17 protein-coding genes are annotated in these 21,357 nt (G+C 36.6%); 7 read left to right on the top strand and 10 right to left on the bottom strand.

Translation table 11 applies throughout. The features are described from left to right. Window positions 1-62 precede the first annotated feature (62 nt). From lacZ to AYC65_RS19350, 3 genes are all read left to right on the top strand, one after another. Complete coding sequence (gene lacZ / locus AYC65_RS19360; protein ID WP_234300407.1) at window positions 63-3,194, top strand: beta-galactosidase, LacZ type; 3,132 nt, start codon at window positions 63-65, stop codon at window positions 3,192-3,194. Window positions 3,195-3,318: 124 nt separating this feature from the next. Beyond that, on the top strand, window positions 3,319-4,290 hold the full coding sequence (locus AYC65_RS19355; protein WP_034871605.1) for a hypothetical protein: 972 nt from the start codon (window positions 3,319-3,321) through the stop codon (window positions 4,288-4,290). Window positions 4,291-4,299: 9 nt separating this feature from the next. Continuing rightward, a complete protein-coding gene (locus tag AYC65_RS19350) occupies window positions 4,300-6,807 on the top strand; it encodes a hypothetical protein (protein WP_034871606.1) in 2,508 nt (835 codons plus the stop codon). Between the two features lie 63 nt (window positions 6,808-6,870). On the opposite strand, the gene AYC65_RS19345 is transcribed toward AYC65_RS19350, so the two are convergent. Together AYC65_RS19345 and AYC65_RS19340 are read right to left on the bottom strand one after the other, a co-directional pair. Beyond that, entirely contained in the window at window positions 6,871-7,443 is a 573-nt protein-coding gene (locus tag AYC65_RS19345) for a YiiX/YebB-like N1pC/P60 family cysteine hydrolase (protein WP_052114814.1), read from the bottom strand. A gap of 158 nt (window positions 7,444-7,601) precedes the next feature. Beyond that, on the bottom strand, window positions 7,602-10,580 hold the full coding sequence (locus AYC65_RS19340; RefSeq protein WP_034871608.1) for a glycoside hydrolase domain-containing protein: 2,979 nt from the start codon (window positions 10,578-10,580) through the stop codon (window positions 7,602-7,604). Window positions 10,581-10,748: 168 nt separating this feature from the next. Between AYC65_RS19340 and AYC65_RS19335 the strand changes: the two genes are divergently transcribed. Further along, window positions 10,749-11,465, top strand: coding sequence for a hypothetical protein (locus tag AYC65_RS19335; protein WP_034871609.1), 717 nt, complete (start codon window positions 10,749-10,751; stop codon window positions 11,463-11,465). 72 nt (window positions 11,466-11,537) lie between these two features. On the opposite strand, the gene AYC65_RS19330 is transcribed toward AYC65_RS19335, so the two are convergent. The 8 genes from AYC65_RS19330 to AYC65_RS19295 all read right to left on the bottom strand — a co-directional run bounded on the left by AYC65_RS19330 (window position 11,538) and on the right by AYC65_RS19295 (window position 18,678). Further along, the gene (locus AYC65_RS19330) at window positions 11,538-12,350 is read right to left on the bottom strand and encodes a sterol desaturase family protein (RefSeq protein WP_052114805.1); all 813 of its coding nucleotides are present in this window, start codon (window positions 12,348-12,350) and stop codon (window positions 11,538-11,540) included. Window positions 12,351-12,436: 86 nt separating this feature from the next. Then, window positions 12,437-13,258, bottom strand: coding sequence for a GLPGLI family protein (locus AYC65_RS19325; RefSeq protein WP_034871610.1), 822 nt, complete (start codon window positions 13,256-13,258; stop codon window positions 12,437-12,439). Window positions 13,259-13,265: 7 nt separating this feature from the next. Then, on the bottom strand, window positions 13,266-14,090 hold the full coding sequence (locus AYC65_RS19320; protein ID WP_078674614.1) for a GLPGLI family protein: 825 nt from the start codon (window positions 14,088-14,090) through the stop codon (window positions 13,266-13,268). A gap of 118 nt (window positions 14,091-14,208) precedes the next feature. Next, window positions 14,209-14,514, bottom strand: a complete 306-nt coding sequence (gene rpsJ, locus AYC65_RS19315; RefSeq protein WP_009087374.1) for a 30S ribosomal protein S10 — start codon at window positions 14,512-14,514, stop codon at window positions 14,209-14,211. 18 nt (window positions 14,515-14,532) lie between these two features. After that, window positions 14,533-16,650: an elongation factor G gene (gene fusA / locus AYC65_RS19310; RefSeq protein ID WP_034871611.1), complete on the bottom strand. Its 2,118-nt coding sequence runs from the start codon at window positions 16,648-16,650 to the stop codon at window positions 14,533-14,535. An 8-nt stretch (window positions 16,651-16,658) separates the two neighbouring features. Beyond that, window positions 16,659-17,135, bottom strand: a complete 477-nt coding sequence (gene rpsG, locus AYC65_RS19305; protein WP_034871612.1) for a 30S ribosomal protein S7 — start codon at window positions 17,133-17,135, stop codon at window positions 16,659-16,661. Window positions 17,136-17,157: 22 nt separating this feature from the next. Beyond that, a complete protein-coding gene (gene rpsL / locus AYC65_RS19300) occupies window positions 17,158-17,565 on the bottom strand; it encodes a 30S ribosomal protein S12 (protein ID WP_009087380.1) in 408 nt (135 codons plus the stop codon). 150 nt (window positions 17,566-17,715) lie between these two features. Further along, window positions 17,716-18,678, bottom strand: coding sequence for an alkaline phosphatase family protein (locus AYC65_RS19295; RefSeq protein ID WP_034871613.1), 963 nt, complete (start codon window positions 18,676-18,678; stop codon window positions 17,716-17,718). 242 nt (window positions 18,679-18,920) lie between these two features. On the opposite strand from AYC65_RS19295, the gene AYC65_RS19290 reads away from it, so the two are divergent. The 3 genes from AYC65_RS19290 (at window position 18,921) to AYC65_RS19280 (ending at window position 21,303) form a co-directional block, all read left to right on the top strand. Further along, complete coding sequence (locus AYC65_RS19290; protein ID WP_034871614.1) at window positions 18,921-19,397, top strand: Dps family protein; 477 nt, start codon at window positions 18,921-18,923, stop codon at window positions 19,395-19,397. A 116-nt stretch (window positions 19,398-19,513) separates the two neighbouring features. Beyond that, window positions 19,514-20,701, top strand: a complete 1,188-nt coding sequence (gene pncB / locus AYC65_RS19285; protein ID WP_034871615.1) for a nicotinate phosphoribosyltransferase — start codon at window positions 19,514-19,516, stop codon at window positions 20,699-20,701. A 113-nt stretch (window positions 20,702-20,814) separates the two neighbouring features. Further along, the gene (locus tag AYC65_RS19280; RefSeq protein ID WP_034871616.1) at window positions 20,815-21,303 is read left to right on the top strand and encodes a TspO/MBR family protein; all 489 of its coding nucleotides are present in this window, start codon (window positions 20,815-20,817) and stop codon (window positions 21,301-21,303) included. Window positions 21,304-21,357: the final 54 nt, after the last annotated feature.

Below are 21,357 nucleotides of genomic sequence, written 5' to 3'. Positions count from 1 at the left end.
ATTATCTTAGAGGTCGTTATCTGCTTACAAGTAGATATACACAAGCATAAACTAATACCAAGATGATCAAATACAAAACATTTTATTGCTGTGTAGCAATGCTATTTGGAGCATTGCTGTATAGTCAGGAAGCTTCCGAATCTTACATGTCGGATCCTACAGTCAACGCTGTGAATAGGGAACCTATGCGCGCCAGCTATTTCGCTTACTCTTCAGCAAATGAGGCCAGAGAAAACAATCCCTGGAAAGTGTCCAACTATCAGTCTCTTAATGGTGCCTGGAAATTTAATTGGGCAGATGCTCCTGCCAAAAAACCAAAAGGCTTCTGGAAAACAGATTATAATGACAGTCAGTGGCAAAGTCTGAATATTCCGGCAGTATGGGAACTCAATGGCTATGGAACTCCTATTTATGTCAATCAGCGCTACGAGTTCGACTACCTTATGAAGCCTAATCCACCACATGTTCCTCAGAACTATAATCCCGTAGGATCTTATCGCAGAGAGATTGTGGTAGATAAGAACTGGGATGGTAAAGATATTTATATTCAGTTTGGAGCTGTACGTTCCTGTATGTATCTATGGGTAAATGGACAATGGGTTGGCTACAGTGAAGACAGTAAACTGCCTGCGGAATTCAATATTACCAAATATATCAAGCCTGGGCAGAAAAACGTCATTGCTTTTCAGCTATACCGTTGGAGTGATGGTACATATATGGAATGTCAGGATATGTGGAGACTTTCGGGTGTTACCCGTGATACCTGGCTTTATGCGCGCGAACCTGTCCACATCAGAGATTTACAAATTACCGGGGATTTGGACAAAAGCTATAAAAATGGCATTTTAAATGTTGATATAAATCTTTCTAATCATAAAAATATACCACTAAAGGGCTATTCTGCCAGTATAGAATTAAAAGACCAGCAAGGTAAAACTGTCGGGACAACAAAAATTCCGGTGGATAATCCCAGTGCACTTAAAAATATAAGAATACCTGTTAACCGTCCGGAACTTTGGTCAGCCGAGATTCCGAATCTGTATACAGTATTGGTTTCGTTGCAAGACGCTTCCGGAAAAGTGCTGGAAGCTATCCCACAGAAAACAGGATTCCGTAAAGTAGAAATCATAAACGGAGTTTTACTCATCAACGGAAAAGCACCTTTAATAAAAGGAGTCAACCGACATGAAATGGATCCTGAAACAGGCTATGTTGTCTCGAAAGAACGAATGGAGCAGGACATCCGGATTATGAAGGAGAACAACATCAATACAGTACGTACCAGCCATTATCCCAACGATCCTTATTGGTACGAGTTGTGTGACCGCTATGGAATGTATGTAATAGATGAAGCCAATTTGGAAACTCATGGGATGGGCTATGGAGAAGAAACGCTGGCCAAGAAACCAGAGTGGTATAACCAACACCTGGAAAGAAACCAGCGTATGGTAGAACGGGATAAAAACCATCCATCAGTAATCATTTGGTCTCTGGGTAATGAAGCCGGTATGGGTGAAAACTTTGAAAAAGCTTATCATTGGATTAAAAACAGAGATGCTTCCCGTCCGGTACAATACGAACGTGCCAATATGGGTGCTACAGATATCTATTGCCCTATGTATGTATCGCCTGAAGATATGGTACGCCATGTAAAGGAAACTAAATCTCCAAAACCTTTTATACAAACAGAGTACGCACATGCTATGGGAAATTCTCTTGGTGGTTTCAAAGACTATTGGGATACCATTCGTGCTAATTACCCTAAAATGCAGGGTGGCAATATCTGGGATTTTGTAGATCAGGCCTTTCTGAAGATCACACCTAAGGGTGATTCCATTTATACCTATGGCGGAGACTATGGTTTCAATATGCCTAGTGACAATAACTTCAACAGTAACGGGCTTATTGCTACCGACCGCAGTCTGCATCCACACATGCTGGAAGTAAAGAAACTATACCAGAGTATTCACACTACAAATACTGATGCAGCCAAAGGAAAAGTAAAAATATTTAATGAATTCCTTTTCAGAGATCTCAGCGATGTATATATGCAATGGGAAGTAATTGCGGATGGTAAGCCTATAAAAACAGGTCGTATTAATGACCTAAGAGTAAACCCTCTACAAAGCACTAACCTTACTATTCCTTATACTATTCCTTCGGATGATAAAGAATATTTCCTGAATGTATATTATAAAACCAAGAAGAAAGATGGACTTGTTGATGCCGACTGGGAAATTGCTAAAGATCAGATTCTCATCAAATCACCACAGCCAGACAATAAAATGACTTTGGATTCCCAAACCGGAGCTTTGCAACTAAAGAACAATCCTGATAATATCACTCTATCCGGAAATGGTATTTCAATTCAGTTTGATCGTAAAGACGGATTGATACATCATTATATCATTAATGGTACTGACTTCATGGAGAAAGGATTCGCCCTGAAGCCAAATTTCTGGCGACCACCTACAGATAATGACTTCGGAGCAGGACTTCAGCAAAAGTTACAAAACTGGAAACGTGCCAGCTATGAATATGAACTAACTTCTCTTCTTTCAGAAAATGAAGGTAAGGCTAATAAAATAACAGCAACCTACAACCTGCCTTATGTAAATGCAATATTGAATATTGTATACAGAATTGCTGCTTCTGGTCAAATAGATGTAACTCAGACTATGAAACATCAGGAACTAACTGCCAAAATGCCTATGCTCCCTAAATTCGGTATGCAGTTAGTACTTCCTGAATCTTATGAAAAAGTCAACTGGTACGGTCGTGGTCCGGGTGAAAATTATCAGGACAGAAAAGAAAGTACATTTATAGGACTCTATCAAAGTACAGTAAAAGATCAGGTTCATCCGTATGTAAGGCCACAAGAGAGTGGTAACAAGTCGGATGTGCGTTGGTTCACACTAACTTCTTCTAACGGAACAGGCCTTAAATTTAGCAGTGAAGCTTCTCTCAATTTTACAGCAAGGCCATTCTTAGACGGAGATCTGGATGATGGTATTGCAAAGAAACAATCTCATTCAGGATCATTAATACCAAGACCATATACCGTACTGAGTATAGATTTGCAGCAAATGGGCTTAGGATGTATAGATAGCTGGGGCGCTCTACCCATGGAAGCGTATCGACTAAATTATCAGGATTATAATTATCAATTTACCATAACTCCTGTAAAGCAATAAATAGTATATTCATAATAATAAAGGCGGTCTGTATAAGACCGCCTTTATTATTATCCGGTTTTCCTATTTATGATAAACTGAATTACAGGCCTGTAATACTTATAATAATTCAATACATTTGAGTATGAAAAAAAGTTTACTTCTCCTGTTATTAATCTCCTTATTTACATGGTCTTGCAAAAAAGGAGAAAAAACACATCCATATACTTTCTACTACTGGAGAACTAATTTCGAACTCAATCAGACAGAAAAGCAGGCTTTGGAAAAAGCCACTACTCCGATATTGTACACCCGATATTTTGATATTGACAAAGTTAACGGACGCTTTCAACCCGTAGGGATTTTGACATCTAAGCAGAGTATTCAGCAAAAGATAGTTCCTGTTGTTTTTATTATGAACAGGGTGTGGGAAAATATAACACCTGAAGAACTAGACTTTCTTGCAGCAAAGACCAACGAATTCATCCAAAGAGTCAGTAAAGAAAATGCTTTTAATACCATTAACGAAATTCAGATTGACAGCGACTGGACAGCAGGAACTAAGGCTGATTATTTTGCTTTTCTGAAAAAACTAAAACAGATTTCGGGAAAAGACATTTCGTGTACCATACGCCTTCATCAGGTAAAGGACAAAAAGAATACCGGTATTCCACCCGTAAGTAAAGGCTATCTGATGTGCTACTCTACTTCTTCTCCTCTGGAAGATAAACCGGAAAACTCGATCCTGGATGTTGCAACACTGAAGAATTATCTATCCGGTATAGGTGACTATCCACTAAAACTGGATATTGCATTGCCTATTTATTCATGGGGAATTGTAACCAACCATTTGGGAAAACATAAACTCATAAATGCCGTATCAGAAGAAAACCTGAAGACAGATCCAAAGTTCAAGAAAGTAGCTGAACATGTCTACCAGGTTGAAGAAGATCACTTTTACGAAGGTTTCTACCTGAGTAAAGGCTTTCAGATCAAAGTAGAAGAGATCTCCCAAAAAGATCTGGATCAGGTAAAAGGCTTCCTGAGCAAAAAATTAAATAACTACAACATTATTTATTATCATTTAGATTCACGATTTTTACACTATCAATACTAAAAACCAATTATGAAAAAGATATTAACTTCCGTTGCACTATGCTTTCTGATGTACAATCAGGCTTCTGCATGTGCTGATTCAGACACAGATGGTATTTATTTCAATCTGTTTGGACAGGAAATTATTCAGCGTCCTGAATACTTTCCGTTTTTATTGTCTTATGACTATGCATATTATGAACCGGAAAGCAAACTAAAAGCAGAAGATGAAAATATAAAAGACTGGGAGAAATACTTCAACAATCAGCTGTCTTATGAAGAAACCAATGCCCTGGTGAAGGTTGTTGGATTGAAGCATCTACAAAACTGGAAAAAAGGAGATCTTACACACCAGCTTTCAAAAAAACTGGGAAAAGATTTCTATATCAAATACAGGGACGGATTAGATTACCTGGCAAAAGCGAAGGAACTGGAGCCTTATATGTTTGTAAAATATGTTCCGAGCAAAGACTCTTTTTATTCAACACACTCAGATGGTCAACGCAATGCATCCGATCTGAACTATACTGCTACTGTAAAATCCTTAATGGATGGTTATAATACAGCAAAAGGAGCAGATATAAAACTAAGATATGCCTACCAGCTGATAAGATTTAATCACTATAATCTAAAATTTGATGAAGCGGTTAAGGCATTCAACACCTACGCTACACCTTTGAAGCTAAAAAATGCAATCTACTGGGATGCACTTGACCAAAAAGCGGGTGCACTAAGAGGATTAAAGAAAAAGGATGAGGCAAACTGGGATTTCTTTCAGGTATTTATTCATAGAAAAACCAATAAAGAATCTGTTTATTCTTCACTAAAACTTACAGAAGCCAACGATTTCAAAAGTCTGTTGGCAAGAGCTAAGACACCTGAAGAAAAGAACATGGCCTATTTCCTTTTAGCTTATAACGAGTATAACAATCCTGTACCTATTATGGATAAAATGATCGCCAACAATGCTGATTCGGAAATCCTGAAAGTTCTTGCAGTAAGAGGCATCAACCAACTGGAACGGAATTACCTGCCAACGAATATTTATTGTTACGATCTTAACTGCCAGTATAAAACCAACAAACTTCCGTTCTATGATTCAACATATTCTTATCAGGACAAAGGAGGTGGAAACTTTATAACAGCATTAGATAAAACTTTGCAAAATGCCAAAGCAAAAAGCCAGGACAAAGCGTTCTGGAATATCTCAATTGCCTATCTGAAGTTTTTACAAAGTGATTATGTATCGAGCGTTGCTATCCTGAATAAAATATCTACTTCTAACCCCGAATATCAACAGCAGATTACAAAAATGAAAATGCTGAATGATATCCTTTCTCAAAAGAAGATAACTCCGGAATTCGAGAACAGCCTGCTTACAAAATACAGTGAGGTTTTTAAAGAAAATCAAAACACCGATGACAGATATGCATGGAAACACATGCAGACCAGAGATTTCATCATAGACATACTGGCCAACCGTTACTTCATGGAACATCAGGATGCTAAATCCTTCCTGCTGAATAACAAACTTTCCGATCTGCAATATAATCCTAACTCGGATCTGGTAGCCAAAGTTCAGGCGTTCTATAAAAAACCAAATAAAACAGCTCTTGAAAAATATATCACCAAAAGCTTTGACAATGTTGGTGATATAGACTCTTTCTTTAATATTATCTATGGAGACCGTGCCATGCGTACAGGTGATTTTCAGAAAGCCCTCTCTTTCTACCAAAAGTCAAAAAACTTCAAAGGTATTCCAAGAACTGAAGCCATGTATGATGATAAGGGAAATTACCATCCAAGTCTGATGGTTTATAAATCTGGGGTATACGATGGATACAACAATATTCCGTCATTGGTATTCGGAAGAAATAAATGGGTAAGCTATGAAAGTGCTCCAAATGAAACTATGATTGCAGAAGATACTTCTGCCTTCCCTTTCCTTACCAAGGATATGAATAAGATGCAGCTTACCGAAGCTCTTATACAACTGAAAAAGATTGGTGAAGGAAATAGTGACAAAGCTAAAATGGCCAATCGTCTGATCGGTAATCTTATGTATAACACTTCCATTTTAGGATATTATCGCCATATTTTTGTAATGGATGTTGATAACGCTAACGGTCAGAAGTTTCATTTTGACAACTCCAAAGGTCAACCTTTCCACTTCTATTATAAGAACTTCCTGGACGCTCACTATGTAGAGCCCGATAATTTTGATATTGCTATCGGCTATTTCCAGAAAGCTTTACAACAGTCTCCAAATAAAGAGGACAAAGCCAAGATTCTCTTCCAAATGGCGCAGGCTGAACAGGGGAAATACTATCAGTGGGAAGCAGCACAAAATTCGAATACCTCATACAGTGATAAGGATTATGATGCTAAAATGAAGAAGTTTGATAATATGTTGCTAACAACAAAGAATCAGAAGTTCCGGACTTACTTTGCTGAACTGAAAAAGAATTACAATAACACTTCTACAGTAAAAGCTTTAGAAACTAATTGTCTGTATTTTGATTATTACATGAGTAAGTAATCAAAATACCTCTATAAATAAATATGGCGCTAAGAATCTTAGCGTCATGTTTATATTTATTAATTACTTCTGTTCTTTTATTTTCCCAAGAAATTTTATTTTAGGCGAAGCAGCCATCCCATTGGGGTTACATCCTGGCTTGCCTTCCGGTACTTCCAGGTTTTGTTTTTTATAAAAAGCTTCCCATGCAACATCGGTTTTACCGGTTTTAGGATTGACAAAAGTCATTGGCTCTAACTGAAAAATGGAATCTCTGGCAAAACTCCTGTGAACAAAATCGGAACAGTATAACTGATCATCGGAAAGGATATAACTATAATTGTATGGTCTTCCCAGCCAATTTTTAGCAACGATAATAGCATTGGGAATACTTTTACGATAAGCTGTTCTCAGGCGGTATACATCTACATGGTTGTTATCATTCTGTTCGTCCCGAAGGAAGTGGTCCAAAGGAACTCTTTCAGATCCGTTCCGGGTACCGGCATGCAAAACCCAATAGTTTTTACCTTCTTTTTCTAACATCCCGATATGGGAATAGTGTGTTGATTTATCTGTCTGAGTCACCCGGTCTATAGCACCTGACAGTGTACTACCATTGGCCGAAACCAGCAAAAGATCTCCGTTCTCTAACTGCATACCATATTTTGTTGCACAGGATCCTAAAACAAAAAGTATGATCCCTAATAATATTATCTTTAAGCTTCTCATTTGCAACGGCAAATATAGCTATTCTGTAAAAAAAAACCTTACAGATTTTGTTTCTGTAAGGTTCATAATTTATCTGGTCATATTCTTTATTCAATAACCAATAGCCAGCCTTTGTTTTGCGCAACCGGAATAGCATCATTTATACTAAACGTTTTAGCTTCCTGGAAGCCTTCAATAGCCTGTGCTTTTATTACAGCTTTCTTAGGATTAATTCCTAGTTTCTTCCAGTCTATATTTAGTTTTACAGAAGTATCACCAGAAGCCCAGCTTGCCAATGCTACCATAACTTTGTTGTCTTTCTTGTAAACTGTTGCAAGAACTTCCTTATTGTCGGTTTTTATCGGATTGTTATCTACCCAGTAGCCGATCATTTTGGATCCTTTAATTCCGAAATTATCCCATGCCTTCCACAGATGGGTTGGGTTACTTTTATCCGACCAGCCCAACCTGTTTGTCATCCCGAAGATCATTCCTCTCCATTGGTTTCCGTCATTCTGTAACATTTCTCCCATTAAACCGAAAGGAATACCACTAACTTCTGTAAGGAAAAAATCTGGTTTGTTCTTCTCATAATCGAAGTACTCCCCAAACCATAATCTGTTCAGATACGGGAAATGTTCCATATAAAGATTAGCACTATTGTTGAAGCCGTCTTTATCATTAAACTGATTGGCAGAATGCAGATCTATAATACCCGGATGTCCGTTTTTTGTCATCACTTTTTTCACTCGCTTCATTGTTACTCTGTCGAAAGCTACATCATCCAGGTAGATTCCGTCAATACCAATATTATCAACCAGCCAGTTCATACCTTCTACGTAGTAATTATGCCAACGGTTCATACCACTATTGATAATAGCTGCATCTTTAAATTCCGGAACATACCATGCGGCAATATAATCGTTATGAAGATGTTCCTGCAGCCATGAATAACCACCACCCCTTCCGGCAGAAAAAACTTCGTGGCCCAAACTTCTTACAGGATATAGCTCGTACATTCTGTTGGAAACCTCACGGATGGTATTGTAGATTTTCACCTTCAGCCCGCTCTGGTGTGCCTTGCTGATATAATCTTTCATTTCTTTTGTAGCAATGAAAGGGTAATTGATATATGGATTGATATCAGTACCATGGTGAATATTGATTACGTTGGCACCACTCTCTTTGGCCTTTTCTATCGGAACATATTTATGGTAAAATCTGTTTTCCCATTGCCATTCTGTATTTATAGTATGGAAAGGTGTGATCAGTAAATGGAAGTTATAATACAACTCTTCCCCTTTTTTCAGGTTTCGGCTTCCGCTGTAATTATTAACAATTACTCCGGATTTGTCTTCTGTAATATTAATTCCACCCTTGTTATTATTTCCCCATGAACCCGGAAGTATCAGAGGCTTTTGCAGGTAGAAATTAGTATTCAGCGGGCGCGAGTATTTTTCATCCCGAAGGCTGAACTGTAGCCCGGCATTTACATTACCCAACCAGGCACCATCCTGATTCTTTTTAGCCACATCCCATTTCCATGAGAAATTTTCAGGACGATTGCCTCCTTTCTCGCCGAGCCCCATCAGGTACTTGGATGCATAAGATGAAAACGGAATCTGCATAGAGATATCCTTTAGCTCTACATCATTCAATGCCGTTACTTTTACTTTATATTCCATAAAGCCATCAAACTCCAGGGATCCTTCTATTTCCATTTTCAGGTTCTGTCCCTGGCTTTGCGAATGCCAACTGTACAATCCTTCTTCTTTTTTGTCCAGCTTAAATTCTGCCTGACTAAACTTCTCGGGAGTTCCGTTAGCATTTACTATATTAAATTTAACTGGTGAAGCCAATACTTCATTAGCTTTTGCCGAGATTTCCGTCATCTCCTGAGTAAAGAATGTCTGTATTTTTGCTGGAAGTCCATCGGACGAAAGAATTACCTTTCTTCCTAACAGAGAAATTTCACGATTAGCTGTATTATATATTAATGGTGTATAAGGCTTGATTACCGTATTCTCTTGTGCCATCGTAGAATTAAGCCATGGAAGACGCGTCATCTTCCAGGGTTCATCATAACCTTTATGTTGTGCAACAGTACCGGAGATACTAATTTCTACCGGAATATTTTGTGCTGGTGCATTCTCAGGCTGAATAGTTACAACAGCTTTGTAAGTCCCGGCAGGAACATCTGCAGGAATATCGAATCCACACCAAATAGGCTGAATATTACCTGGTGCTACATTTACAGCAAACTTCAGAGGTTTTCCTTCATAGCTGGTACCATCTGTATTGATAGAAGTAAAAAGCGATGCACTTATTTTACCCGCAGGGGAAATGAGATCTGTTGCAGTAACTTTTACATTTTTAAGCTCAGTATCTTTTGCCAATACACCCAACTGAAAAGCATAGAACTCTCCTTTGTCAGTCTTTCCGGCAAATTTGCTGTTATCCCTCTTAGGATCTACCCATATCTGTGGAAGCTCATTCATCTTTACTGGATTCTCTCTGGATTCCGGGAATACCAGATAGGCATCGTTTGCATGTTTTTTCAGATACTGGTCTATCTCAGTTTTTGAAGCGAGAATTTCCATAGGATTGTTCTCGTTAAATCTGTCTACAGCATCTATCCGCATAAACTTTGCTACTTCACTTCCTTTTACATCCGAAGTACCGGAAACTGTTTTCTTGAGATAAACAGCCTGCGGGTAATTTTCACTGGCCTTCAACTCATAAGGAAGATAATAAATATAGTATGTCCCTTTTCCGGAAACAGGGTCGAAAAGAACTTCTCCCTGCTCTCTGTTGATATTGAGATAAGCACTTACTTCATATTGTTTCTGTGAAGTACTGTCTACTACTAAAATCCGTTGTCCTTCTTTTATTTCGGGATTTCTCCACGGAATTATAGCTTTTGCAACTTTAGATTTTCCTTCAAATTTCACAACTGCTCTTTTATTACCCAATTTATCGGGATTCCAAAGTTCTTTTTGAGGAGGATAAATATGCTGAGCATGTATAGCAATACCCAGAAATGAAAGTACGGACAGCCCTAATTTTTTAGAGTATGCTGTTTTCATAGTTTATGGTTATTTGTTTTATTCTATCAAAAGTACTACTCTTCAATTAATTAACCGTTATAAATTGTGACATTTAATCCCTGAAAACAGTGATTTTAGCAGTTTATCTGCTCCAAAACATATTAAATATTCAGGCTTTTCGCTACTTTCACCACATAAAAAACAAATATGAAAAAGACATTCGGCTTATTATTTTCATTTATTTCTTTATTGGCTTTCTCACAGATGCAAACATATAAACTGGAGAATGCAGTATCCTACAGGATTAAAGACGATTTTTACTCCAATTTTCTAAATATTTTTTCCACATCAGATTATTCAGCTAATCTCTTTGTCGTAGCAACTCCTATGGGAAACACTGCTTCTTTAAATGTAAATAAGCATTTTTATGCGGTATATTCAGATGATGGGAAAGTCTTTAAAATTGCTATTGAAGACACCTTTGACAGGAACAAGTATAAGAATAATGATGATCCGGATCTTGACTTAACAGATTTTAAAAATACTCTTCTGGTAAAAAGAACAAACAAGAAAGAAACTATAAAATCCAAACAATGTGATGTATATTCTATAACCAATAAGGATGGCAAAAACAACAATGAAACAGTTTGCATTGATACAACATCTAGATTGAATACTGTTCCTTTTATAATTCCGGCAATAAAGGATTCAGTAAAGGGTTTAGTCTATCGTATTGGTAATAAAATTGAGCTCAATTATTCCGGTACAATTGAGGATATGGAAAAAGAAGAAAAAGATTCTGAAGATGGAAGTGATGGCGAAGTGACTAAGACAAAGCAAAAAGATCTCGTTATACAGTTTGATGAAAAAACTGAAATAGAAAACTATAAAAAGGAGTACCATAAAAAAAATAAAGGATTATAACTTTCAAGTTACAATCCTTTATCAGAGAATAATATAATAAAAACAGAATCTGTAAATCAATGTAAAATTGATTTAAAAATACTTTTTCTTCAGTTTTCTAAAAGGTAATACAAAAAGCGTTTTGAAGTCACTTGTTTCTACTTTCTTTGGGTAATAATCCACACCAAATACAATTTCGTGCGCTTCAGCTCTTCTGTAAGTTCCAAAAATCCTATCCCATATAGTCAGAACATCTCCATAGTTGCAATCTGTTAACGGAAGCTTATGATGGTGGTGAACATGATGAAAATTGGGTGTATTGAAAAGCAAACTTACAATACGGTCTGTTTTTTCCGGAAGACGAAAATTAAGATGGCTGAAAAGGCTAAAAAACAACTGAATAATCTGACGAAGGATAAGTACCCAGAACAAACTTCCGGAAAGAAATACCCAAAGCAATGTCAGCAACATTCTTAAAAGATTATCCCCGGGATGCTCTCTTAATGTTGTCGATATATCCATGACTTTATCACTATGGTGTACAGCATGAAAACTCCACAATGGCCTTACTTTATGTGCAACAACATGGTAGATATATTCACCAAGATCTAAAAGCAGAAAACTGACCACAAACAATAATACAGGATGACCATCTAAAGGCAAAAGGTAGATAACACCAAAATGATGTAACTGCGTCCATGCAATTGTCTTAACAAACAGTACACTCAGAATAAGTTCTGCAGGCAGGCTGGTAAAAATAAATGGCATGTTGGTAAAGGCATGTTTCCATTTTTTATAATCAAGTCCCGAAGAGATAAAATTTTCAAGATTCCACCCAACAAAAAACAACATGAAGAAAATAGCAATCTGAATCTTTTCTCCGTCTCTTAATAATAATTCTTTCATAGGCTTGCAAAGGTATTTTCCCTTGCTTAAAACCAAATTAAAATACCCTGAAAAAAATATTAAAAAGTGGAGTTATTTATCTCACCCTAATTATATTTAATTGCCTTATCCAGTTCTATCGGGTTATTATATTTCTTAATTATTTTCCTTTGCTTTTCTGTAACCTCTTTTAAATTGTCTTTGGTAACCATTGTTCCATCCTCCAATACCAGAGCTTGTGTCTTAGATAAATCAAGTTTACCATTATTTACCTCCATTAAGGGATCACTGTAAAAATCCAGCTTCAATTTTACGTATTTATCTCTTGTGATAGGAACAGCTTTACCTCCCATAAAATTAAATATGTCTAGGTTTTGAGTATTTTTAATTCTGTTATACTTGACCAGAACAAATTTAAAATTTCCCTTGTCATCTTCTATTTCTACAATCATACCTGGTAAACCATGAAACTTATAGGGTCCTTCCTGAAAAGGAATATCAGCCGCAAACCATGCAGTCCAATTTCGCCCACCCCATCTGGCAGTTGCCTTTTGAAGATTATATCCCTGAAAAGTTTTATTCTCTGTATGAAGCTTCCAATCTTGTTTATCCGTTTGCTCCATCTTAAAAATATTAAACCCCATCATCTCATAATGCACATATTTATCATTTTTTGAAGGATGCATATACAAATTAAGATCTCTTGGTACAGGAATTCCTTCATTAGAATTTAATTTTTGCACAGAGTCTGCGACATAGAAGCTATAATTATAATAATAGACATTATCCGGATTAACATCCACAATGTAATTATCTTTTAATCTTTCTGTACTTGTCGAATCCTTTTTGATATGGACTTCATAAATAAAACGATGTGTCTGTGCAGCAAGTAGTATTGAGCAACATAGGAATAGTAATATTTTTTTCATTCTATATTTATTTGATTGGGTATTTTACAGCTTTATCTAATTCGATAGGATTATACTCTCTTCTGATCTTCTCCTGCATTTTTACAGAAAGCTCCTTAAACTGCTCTTTTTTAGTAATCCTTATTCCCATTACAGCAGACTGAGACTTTCCCTCTACAAAGTTTTCTCTGGCCCACTGTAGAGGATCATTATATGTTTCTAAAAGTTTTTGCTGATACTTTTCTAATGTAATTGGCACTGGTTTCTTACCATAGGCGGTTTCGAAGAAATTAGTTGTATTGTATGCAGCCTTCTCATTTGTACTTTTCACAAGATTGAAAATGAAGTTATGTCCAGTATCTTCAACTTCAAAAATAAGTCCCGGTAAGCCTCGAAACTTATAAGGTCCTTCATCTATATTTACTTCTTTACAAAACCAGGCAACCCAATTGCGTCCTCCAAATTTTGTAGTAGCTTTTTGTAGCTGGTATCCGTCCTTTATCTTAGTTTCTTTGGTAAGCCTCCAGTCCATCTTGTCGGTACTAGCCAGTGAAAAACTGTTGAAATCTAGTTGTTCTCTGCTTATATTATTAAAAGTATTCCTTTTACGCTCCAACATCGGAGCACCTGTATAACCTTCCATCTGCCCACCTTTCATGTTAATAGAATCCATACTTATATATTCATTATCATAAAACTTCACAGTATTCGGTAATACTTCCAGAATCATTTTTACTTCATCATAATGGCTACTCAAAGAATCTGATTTGTATTTGTACTGGTAAATAAACTTATGTACCTGCCCTTGCATAACTGAAACGCAGAAACTTAGAATGAGAAGAATATATTTCATATATGTATATTATTTCTCTAAAATTAGAGAAAAATTTTATCGTGGCAACAGTACATAAAAAAACACCACATTCTTTCGAATGTGGTGTTTCTATTATCACGGCAAAGTATGCACGTTATCACACTTTAATTTCTACGTCTACACCGCTAGGAAGTTCTAACTTCATTAGAGCATCCACAGTTTTAGAAGAAGAAGAATAGATATCCATCAATCTCTTGTGAGCAGAAAGTTGGAACTGTTCTCTTGATTTCTTGTTTACGTGTGGAGATCTCAACACAGTGAAGATTCTTTTATTTGTTGGTAAAGGGATAGGCCCGTTTACGATAGCCCCTGTAGCCTTTACTGTTTTTACGATTTTCTCAGCAGATTTATCAACTAAGTTGTAATCGTAAGATTTTAGCTTTATTCTGATTCGTTGTGACATTTTTAATCTAATTTAAAATTAACCTCTAGCTTTTGCGATTACATCCTCAGCAACATTGCTTGGAGCTGGTTCGTATTTCTCAAATTCCATAGAAGAAGTAGCTCTACCAGAAGATAATGTTCTTAATGAAGTTACATAACCGAACATTTCTGATAATGGAACGAATGCTTTGATAACTTTAGCGTTATTTCTGTCATCCATACCGTTTACTGTACCTCTTCTTCTGTTAAGGTCACCTACGATGTCCCCCATGTACTCCTCAGGAGTTACAACTTCAAGTTTCATAATAGGCTCCATGATTACAGGCTTAGCAGCTCTACCAGCTTCTTTGAAACCTAGCTTCGCAGCTAATTCGAAAGATAACTGATCGGAGTCAACCGGGTGGAAAGATCCATCCTTAAGAGTTACTTTGATACCTTCAATTTCGAATCCAGCTAAAGGACCATTTTTCATAGCCTCTTTGAAACCTTTTTCTACAGAAGGAACAAATTCTCTTGGAATGTTACCACCTTTAATTTCGTTGATGAATTCAAGACCTAACTTACCTTCTTCTGCAGGACCGATTTCGAATACGATATCTGCGAATTTACCACGACCACCAGTTTGTTTTTTGTAAACTTCTCTGTGGTTAGCAGTAGCAGTAAGAGATTCTTTGTACTCAACCTGAGGCTGACCTTGGTTAACTTCAACTTTGAATTCTCTTCTTAAACGGTCTACAATGATATCTAAGTGAAGCTCACCCATACCAGAGATAATCGTTTGGCCAGAAGCCTCATCAGTTTTAACCTGGAAAGTTGGATCTTCTTCAGCAAGCTTAGCTAATGCGTTACCAAGTTTATCCTGGTCTGCTTTAGTTTTAGGCTCAACAGCGATACCGATTACCGGATCTGGGAAGATCATAGATTCAAGAACGATAGGGTTCTTTTCATCAGATAGAGTATCACCAGTTTTAATATCCTTGAAACCTACAGCTGCACCAATATCTCCTGCCTCGATATACTCAACAGGGTTTTGCTTGTTAGCGTGCATCTGATAGATTCTTGAAATTCTTTCTTTATTACCAGATCTTGTGTTAAGAACATAAGAACCTGCATCTAGTCTACCAGAGTAAGCTCTGAAGAATGCTAAACGACCTACGAATGGGTCAGTAGCAATTTTAAATGCTAAAGCTGCGAATGGTTCTTTAACGTCTGGTTTTCTTGTAATTTCTTCATCAGTTCTTGGGTCTGTACCTTTGATATCGTCTTTATCCATTGGAGAAGGAAGATATTTACATACAGCATCCAGCATGAACTGAACACCTTTATTTTTGAAAGATGATCCACAAGTCATTGGGATAATAGAAAGATCAATTGTAGCTTTTCTTAAAGCTTCGTTGATTTCGTCCTCAGAGATTGAATCCGGATCTTCGAAGAATTTCTCCATCAAAGTCTCATCATAGTCAGCAACAGCTTCAACTAATTTCTCTCTGTATTCAAGAACTTCAGCTTTCATGTCCTCAGGAATTGGAACTACTTCGAAAGTAGCACCTTGTCCAGCCTCATCCCATACAATTGCTCTGTTCTTAATAAGGTCTACAACACCTTTGAAGTCCTCTTCAGCACCGATAGGTAATACAATTGGAACTGCGTTAGATCCTAACATATCTTTAACCTGGTTTACCACGTTAAGGAAGTCAGCACCTTGTCTGTCCATTTTGTTTACGAATCCCATTCTAGCAACTTTGTAGTTGTCAGCAAGTCTCCAGTTGGTTTCTGACTGAGGCTCTACTCCATCTACTGCAGAGAATAAGAATACTAAACCATCTAATACTCTTAAAGAACGGTTTACTTCTACTGTGAAGTCAACGTGTCCCGGTGTATCGATGATGTTGAAGTGGTATCCTTTAGTTTCTGGTAAAGATTTACCTTGGTCTGTAGGGAAGTTCCAGCTACAAGTTGTAGCAGCAGAAGTAATAGTAATACCTCTTTCAGCTTCCTGCTCCATCCAGTCCATGGTAGAAGCACCTTCGTGAACTTCACCAATCTTGTGAGTTTTTCCTGTATAGAAAAGGATACGCTCAGTTGTAGTAGTTTTACCAGCATCGATGTGTGCAGCGATACCAATATTTCTTGTGTATTTAAGATCTCTACTCATCTTACAAATTAAAATTTAAAGTGTGAGAATGCTTTGTTAGCCTCAGCCATTTTGTGCGTATCTGTCTTTTTCTTAACAGCAGCACCTTCTTCTTTAGCAGCAGCAACAATCTCTGCAGCTAATTTCTGAGCCATAGACTTATCATTTCTGGCAGTAGCATACTTAATTAACCACTTCATTGCCATAGAGATTTTTCTATCTGCACGGATAGGCATTGGAATTTGGAAGTTAGCTCCTCCAACTCTTCTAGATCTTACCTCTACGTGTGGCATTACGTTAGTTAACGCATCTTTCCAAATTTCAAGGGAAGTTTTTTCCTGATCTTCTTTCTTCTTTTCAACGATTTCTAATGCATCATAGAAAATTCTGAAAGCGATAGACTTCTTACCGTCTAACATCAGGTTATTTACAAATCTTGTTACCAATTGATCATTAAACTTTGGATCTGGTAGCAAAGGTCTTTTTTTAGCTTTTGTCTTTCTCATTGTACTGTTCCTAATTTAATGATTACTTTTTCTTACCTGTAGCTGCAGGCGCTTGTCCTGGTTTAGGTCTCTTAGCTCCGTACTTAGATCTTCTCTGAAGTCTTCCGTTAACTCCCGCAGTATCTAAAGCACCACGTACAATGTGATATCTAACTCCCGGTAGGTCTTTCACCCTTCCGCCTCTTACCAATACTATCGAGTGCTCTTGAAGATTATGTCCTTCTCCCGGGATGTAGGCGTTAACCTCTTTACCATTAGAAAGTCTAACTCTCGCAACTTTTCTCAAAGCTGAGTTAGGTTTCTTAGGCGTGGTTGTATATACTCTCGTACATACGCCTCTTCTTTGTGGACATGATTCCAAAGCAGCCGATTTACTCTTCTTAGTAAGCGTGGCTCTTCCTTTTCTAACTAATTGTTGAATAGTAGGCATGTAATTGCTTTATTATTTTTTATTTGAGGATGCAAAAATATAAATTATTTTTTGATTTACAAACAATTATGTTTTTATTTCGTGCAGAAAAATCAGTATTAAAATTTGTAAACCATATCATTACAATTCTAAAGCTCATTATTTCTTCACTTATTTAAATACATCTTTTATTACTTTTCCTTTTGAATATTGCAGCGGAAATTGTAGAAGTTCTGCAATCGTATTTGCAATATCTATTTGCTCGTAGTTACCCGTATTAATGGTAGCATTCTTTTTAAAATCCGGGCCCATTGCAAAAAATTCAATATGTCTGCAACCTGTGCAGTCATCACCATGATTCTGGAATCCGCCTTTACTGTCAATATGCCTTCCGTGATCGTTACTTACAATTAATGTGGTCTTATCTTTATATGAAGGCAAAGATTGGATATAATCCCATATTTCTTTAATTGAAGCATCTGTTGTTTTTATAGCCTTAATATATTCCTTCCAATTATTATTGTGCCCATAGGAATCTACATCTTTCAAATTTATCACAATAATATTAGGGCTATACTTTTTCATTACCTCTTTTGTATTCGCTACAGTTACAGCATCCTCACGATAGTCGGATCCATTACCGCTAATACCACAATCTGCACTAGGTTGAAACTTATCTTTCCAACCATCAAGCTTACAATTATTCAGGACTTCAAGTTTGTCTTTAGAAGCAATCACCCAAGCTTTAGTCTTATCCGCTCCGGTATACTTCAGCCACTGCTGCATTACTGACGGAAAGCCTGGCAGCTCTTTCCCATTATTTTGGATGGACTCATAGACTCCACTACACATTGCACTATGCCCCGGATTGGTATTAGTTGTACCATTATTTTTGAAGTCACTGATAAAAACTCCCTGTTGTAAAAGATTTACTCTGTTCGGAATATTTTCTTTATTGGCAGCCTCCCAGGTCTCGGAGATACGGGGACCATCTACTACAAGCAGGACAACATTTTTAGTCTGGTACTTTTCTGCCACCTTTTGAGCGGACTCAAATGACTCATTATTATTATCATTACATGAAAATGATAATAATAATGAAATAAGAGGAAATAGTAATGTAAATTTCTTCATTATAAAATATTTTGTGATTGGTGTTTTATATGACCGCAAAAATAACCTTCCTCTCCTGTTAAGACGATGAACATAATATTACAGAATCATTAAAAGTATTTAACACACTTTTTCATAATTATCCACAGCAACTTTCAATGTTTATCTTTTAGTTAGATTTAATCTATCAAAATAAAACAAATCAATAGTTTTAATTTATTAAATTTGTGTATCGAAATATTAACATTAATAAAATAATACAAATGAAAAATTCTAATTTAATAGGACTAAAAGCTGAAGATTGCAAGAACATTGCTGAAAGACTAAATGTTTTATTGTCTAACTATTCAATATTTTATCAGAATACACGTGGAGCACACTGGAATATAAAAGGTGATTTATTTTTCACACTTCACCCAAAATTCGAGGAACTTTACAACAGCCTTATATTAAAGATCGATGAAATTGCTGAAAGAATCCTTACACTAGGTGCACAACCACAGCATAACTATTCATTCTATATTAAAAACTCATCTATTAAAGAGAGCAACGAAGTAAGCGATGGCCGCAAATGTGTTGAAGACATTCTTGCTTCTTTCAAAAAGATTATTGAACTTCAGAGAGAATTGCTAGACATTACAGACGAAGCAGGTGACGAAGGCACAAACTCTTTAATGAGCGATTATATTACAGAACAGGAAAAAGAAGTATGGATGTACAGCTCTTTCCTTGGAAAATAAACCCATTTATATCATATAGTATATACAACAATGCAGCCTCTTTAAAAATAAAGAGGCTGCTTTTTATTTCTATAATCTTTCATCTATCTTCCTTATATTAGCATAAATAAACGAAGATGTTAGAAGATCATAACGTAAGATTGGTTTCCCTATTAGATAATGATTTTTACAAATTCACCATGCAATGTGCTGTTGTAAAGCTGTTTCCAAGTGAAGTTGTAAAATATGATTTTATAAATCGTGGTAAACACGAATACCCTGAAGGCTTTGCGGACGAGCTGAAAAAAGCTGTCAATGCAATGTCTCAACTAAGGCTTACCAAAGAAGAAAAACAATTCTTAAAAAAAACATGTCCATATCTGGACCTACCCTATATAGACTTTCTGGAAGGCTATCGCTACGACCCATCCGAAGTACACATTAAACAAGAAGGAACAAGCCTGGAGGTACAGGTTTCAGGATTATGGTATCGGACAATCTTGTGGGAAGTTCCTTTATTATGTTTGATCAGTGAACTTTATTACTCGATGAAAGGCCTTCAAAGAGAAGATGACGAAACAATCATCCAGAAGACTATAGAGAAAGAGAAAAAGTTCAAAACACTTCAGGTTCCTTTTGCAGAATTCGGAACGAGAAGAAGACACTCTTACAGGGTACACCGATTGGTTATGCAGGCACTTACATCGATGGAAGACTCTACCTTTACAGGATCTTCCAATGTACACATGGCTATGCTGTACAATGTAAAACCAATTGGCACACATGCCCACGAATGGTTTATGTTCCATGCAGCAGAATATGGTTTCAAGATGGCCAATTCTCTTTCCCTGGAACACTGGGTGGATGTTTACCGTGGTGATCTGGGAGTTGCTCTTTCCGACACTTACACTACAGATGTATTCTTTCAGCAGTTCGATAAAAAATTTGCAAAACTATTCGACGGCGTAAGACACGACAGTGGAGATCCTATTGAATTTGCTAACAAAACTATAGAACATTATAAAAAGCACGGCATCAATCCATTATTTAAATACATTATTTTCTCTGATGCCCTGAACCCTGAGAAAGTTGAAGAAATCACTAAAGCCTGCCGTGGCAGAATTGGCATTTCTTTCGGTATCGGAACCAATCTGACTAACGACGTTGGTCTTGCGCCAAGCAACATCGTAATGAAGCTTATCAGTGTAAAAGGAATTAACAACGAATGGATTCCAACCGTAAAACTTTCTGATGAGAAGGGTAAATATACCGGAGATCCTAAAATGATAGAACTTGCCAAAGAATTTCTTCAGATAAGAGATTAACAGAGTCCATACCTTCATTTGTATTAAAAAATTATAAAAAATAGTTAAAGAAAATCCTTAGTGATTTTCTTTTCTATTTTTGAGTAAATTTGCACAACCAAAGAGAAGAGCATATGAAAAGACAAATTGACTGGAAGGCTTTAGCTGCATGTATATCCTTTCATGTGTTTGTATTTTTCATTATACACGCTTTAACGCCTGCCAATTCATTTAATGTATGGTACAATCATTTGGACAAACCGCTCTTCACTCCCCCTTCTAACTTTTTATTCCGGACTATATTTTTAATGTATTTCTTTTCCGGCTTCGCATTTTATTTCATCTGGAAAGCTAAGGAAACCCGTTTCAAACATCGTCAGAGAGCACTCATCTATTATTATATCATTTTCGTGCTTATATCTCTATGGTTCATTATTTTCTTTAACTTCAAATTATTAGATCTTGCAGTTATTGTAAATGTCATTACATGGGTAATGACCATAATTTTATTCTTTCTCTTCAAGCGAGTCTCTAAAACGGCAAGCTACCTCATACTTCCCACTTTATTATGGGACACTTTCAATATGGTTTTATCTTGGGGATTCTGGCAACTGAATCATTAAATATTTTTCTTTTCTTTCTTCTTAATTATCAGCAGATAAACCATTATTTTACGG

Origin of the sequence: Elizabethkingia bruuniana, from assembly GCF_002024805.1 — a bacterium.
GTDB lineage: Bacteria > Bacteroidota > Bacteroidia > Flavobacteriales > Weeksellaceae > Elizabethkingia > Elizabethkingia bruuniana.
Note: the sequence above shows the minus strand (reverse complement) of the source record. Positions and strands in the feature narration are given on the sequence as shown.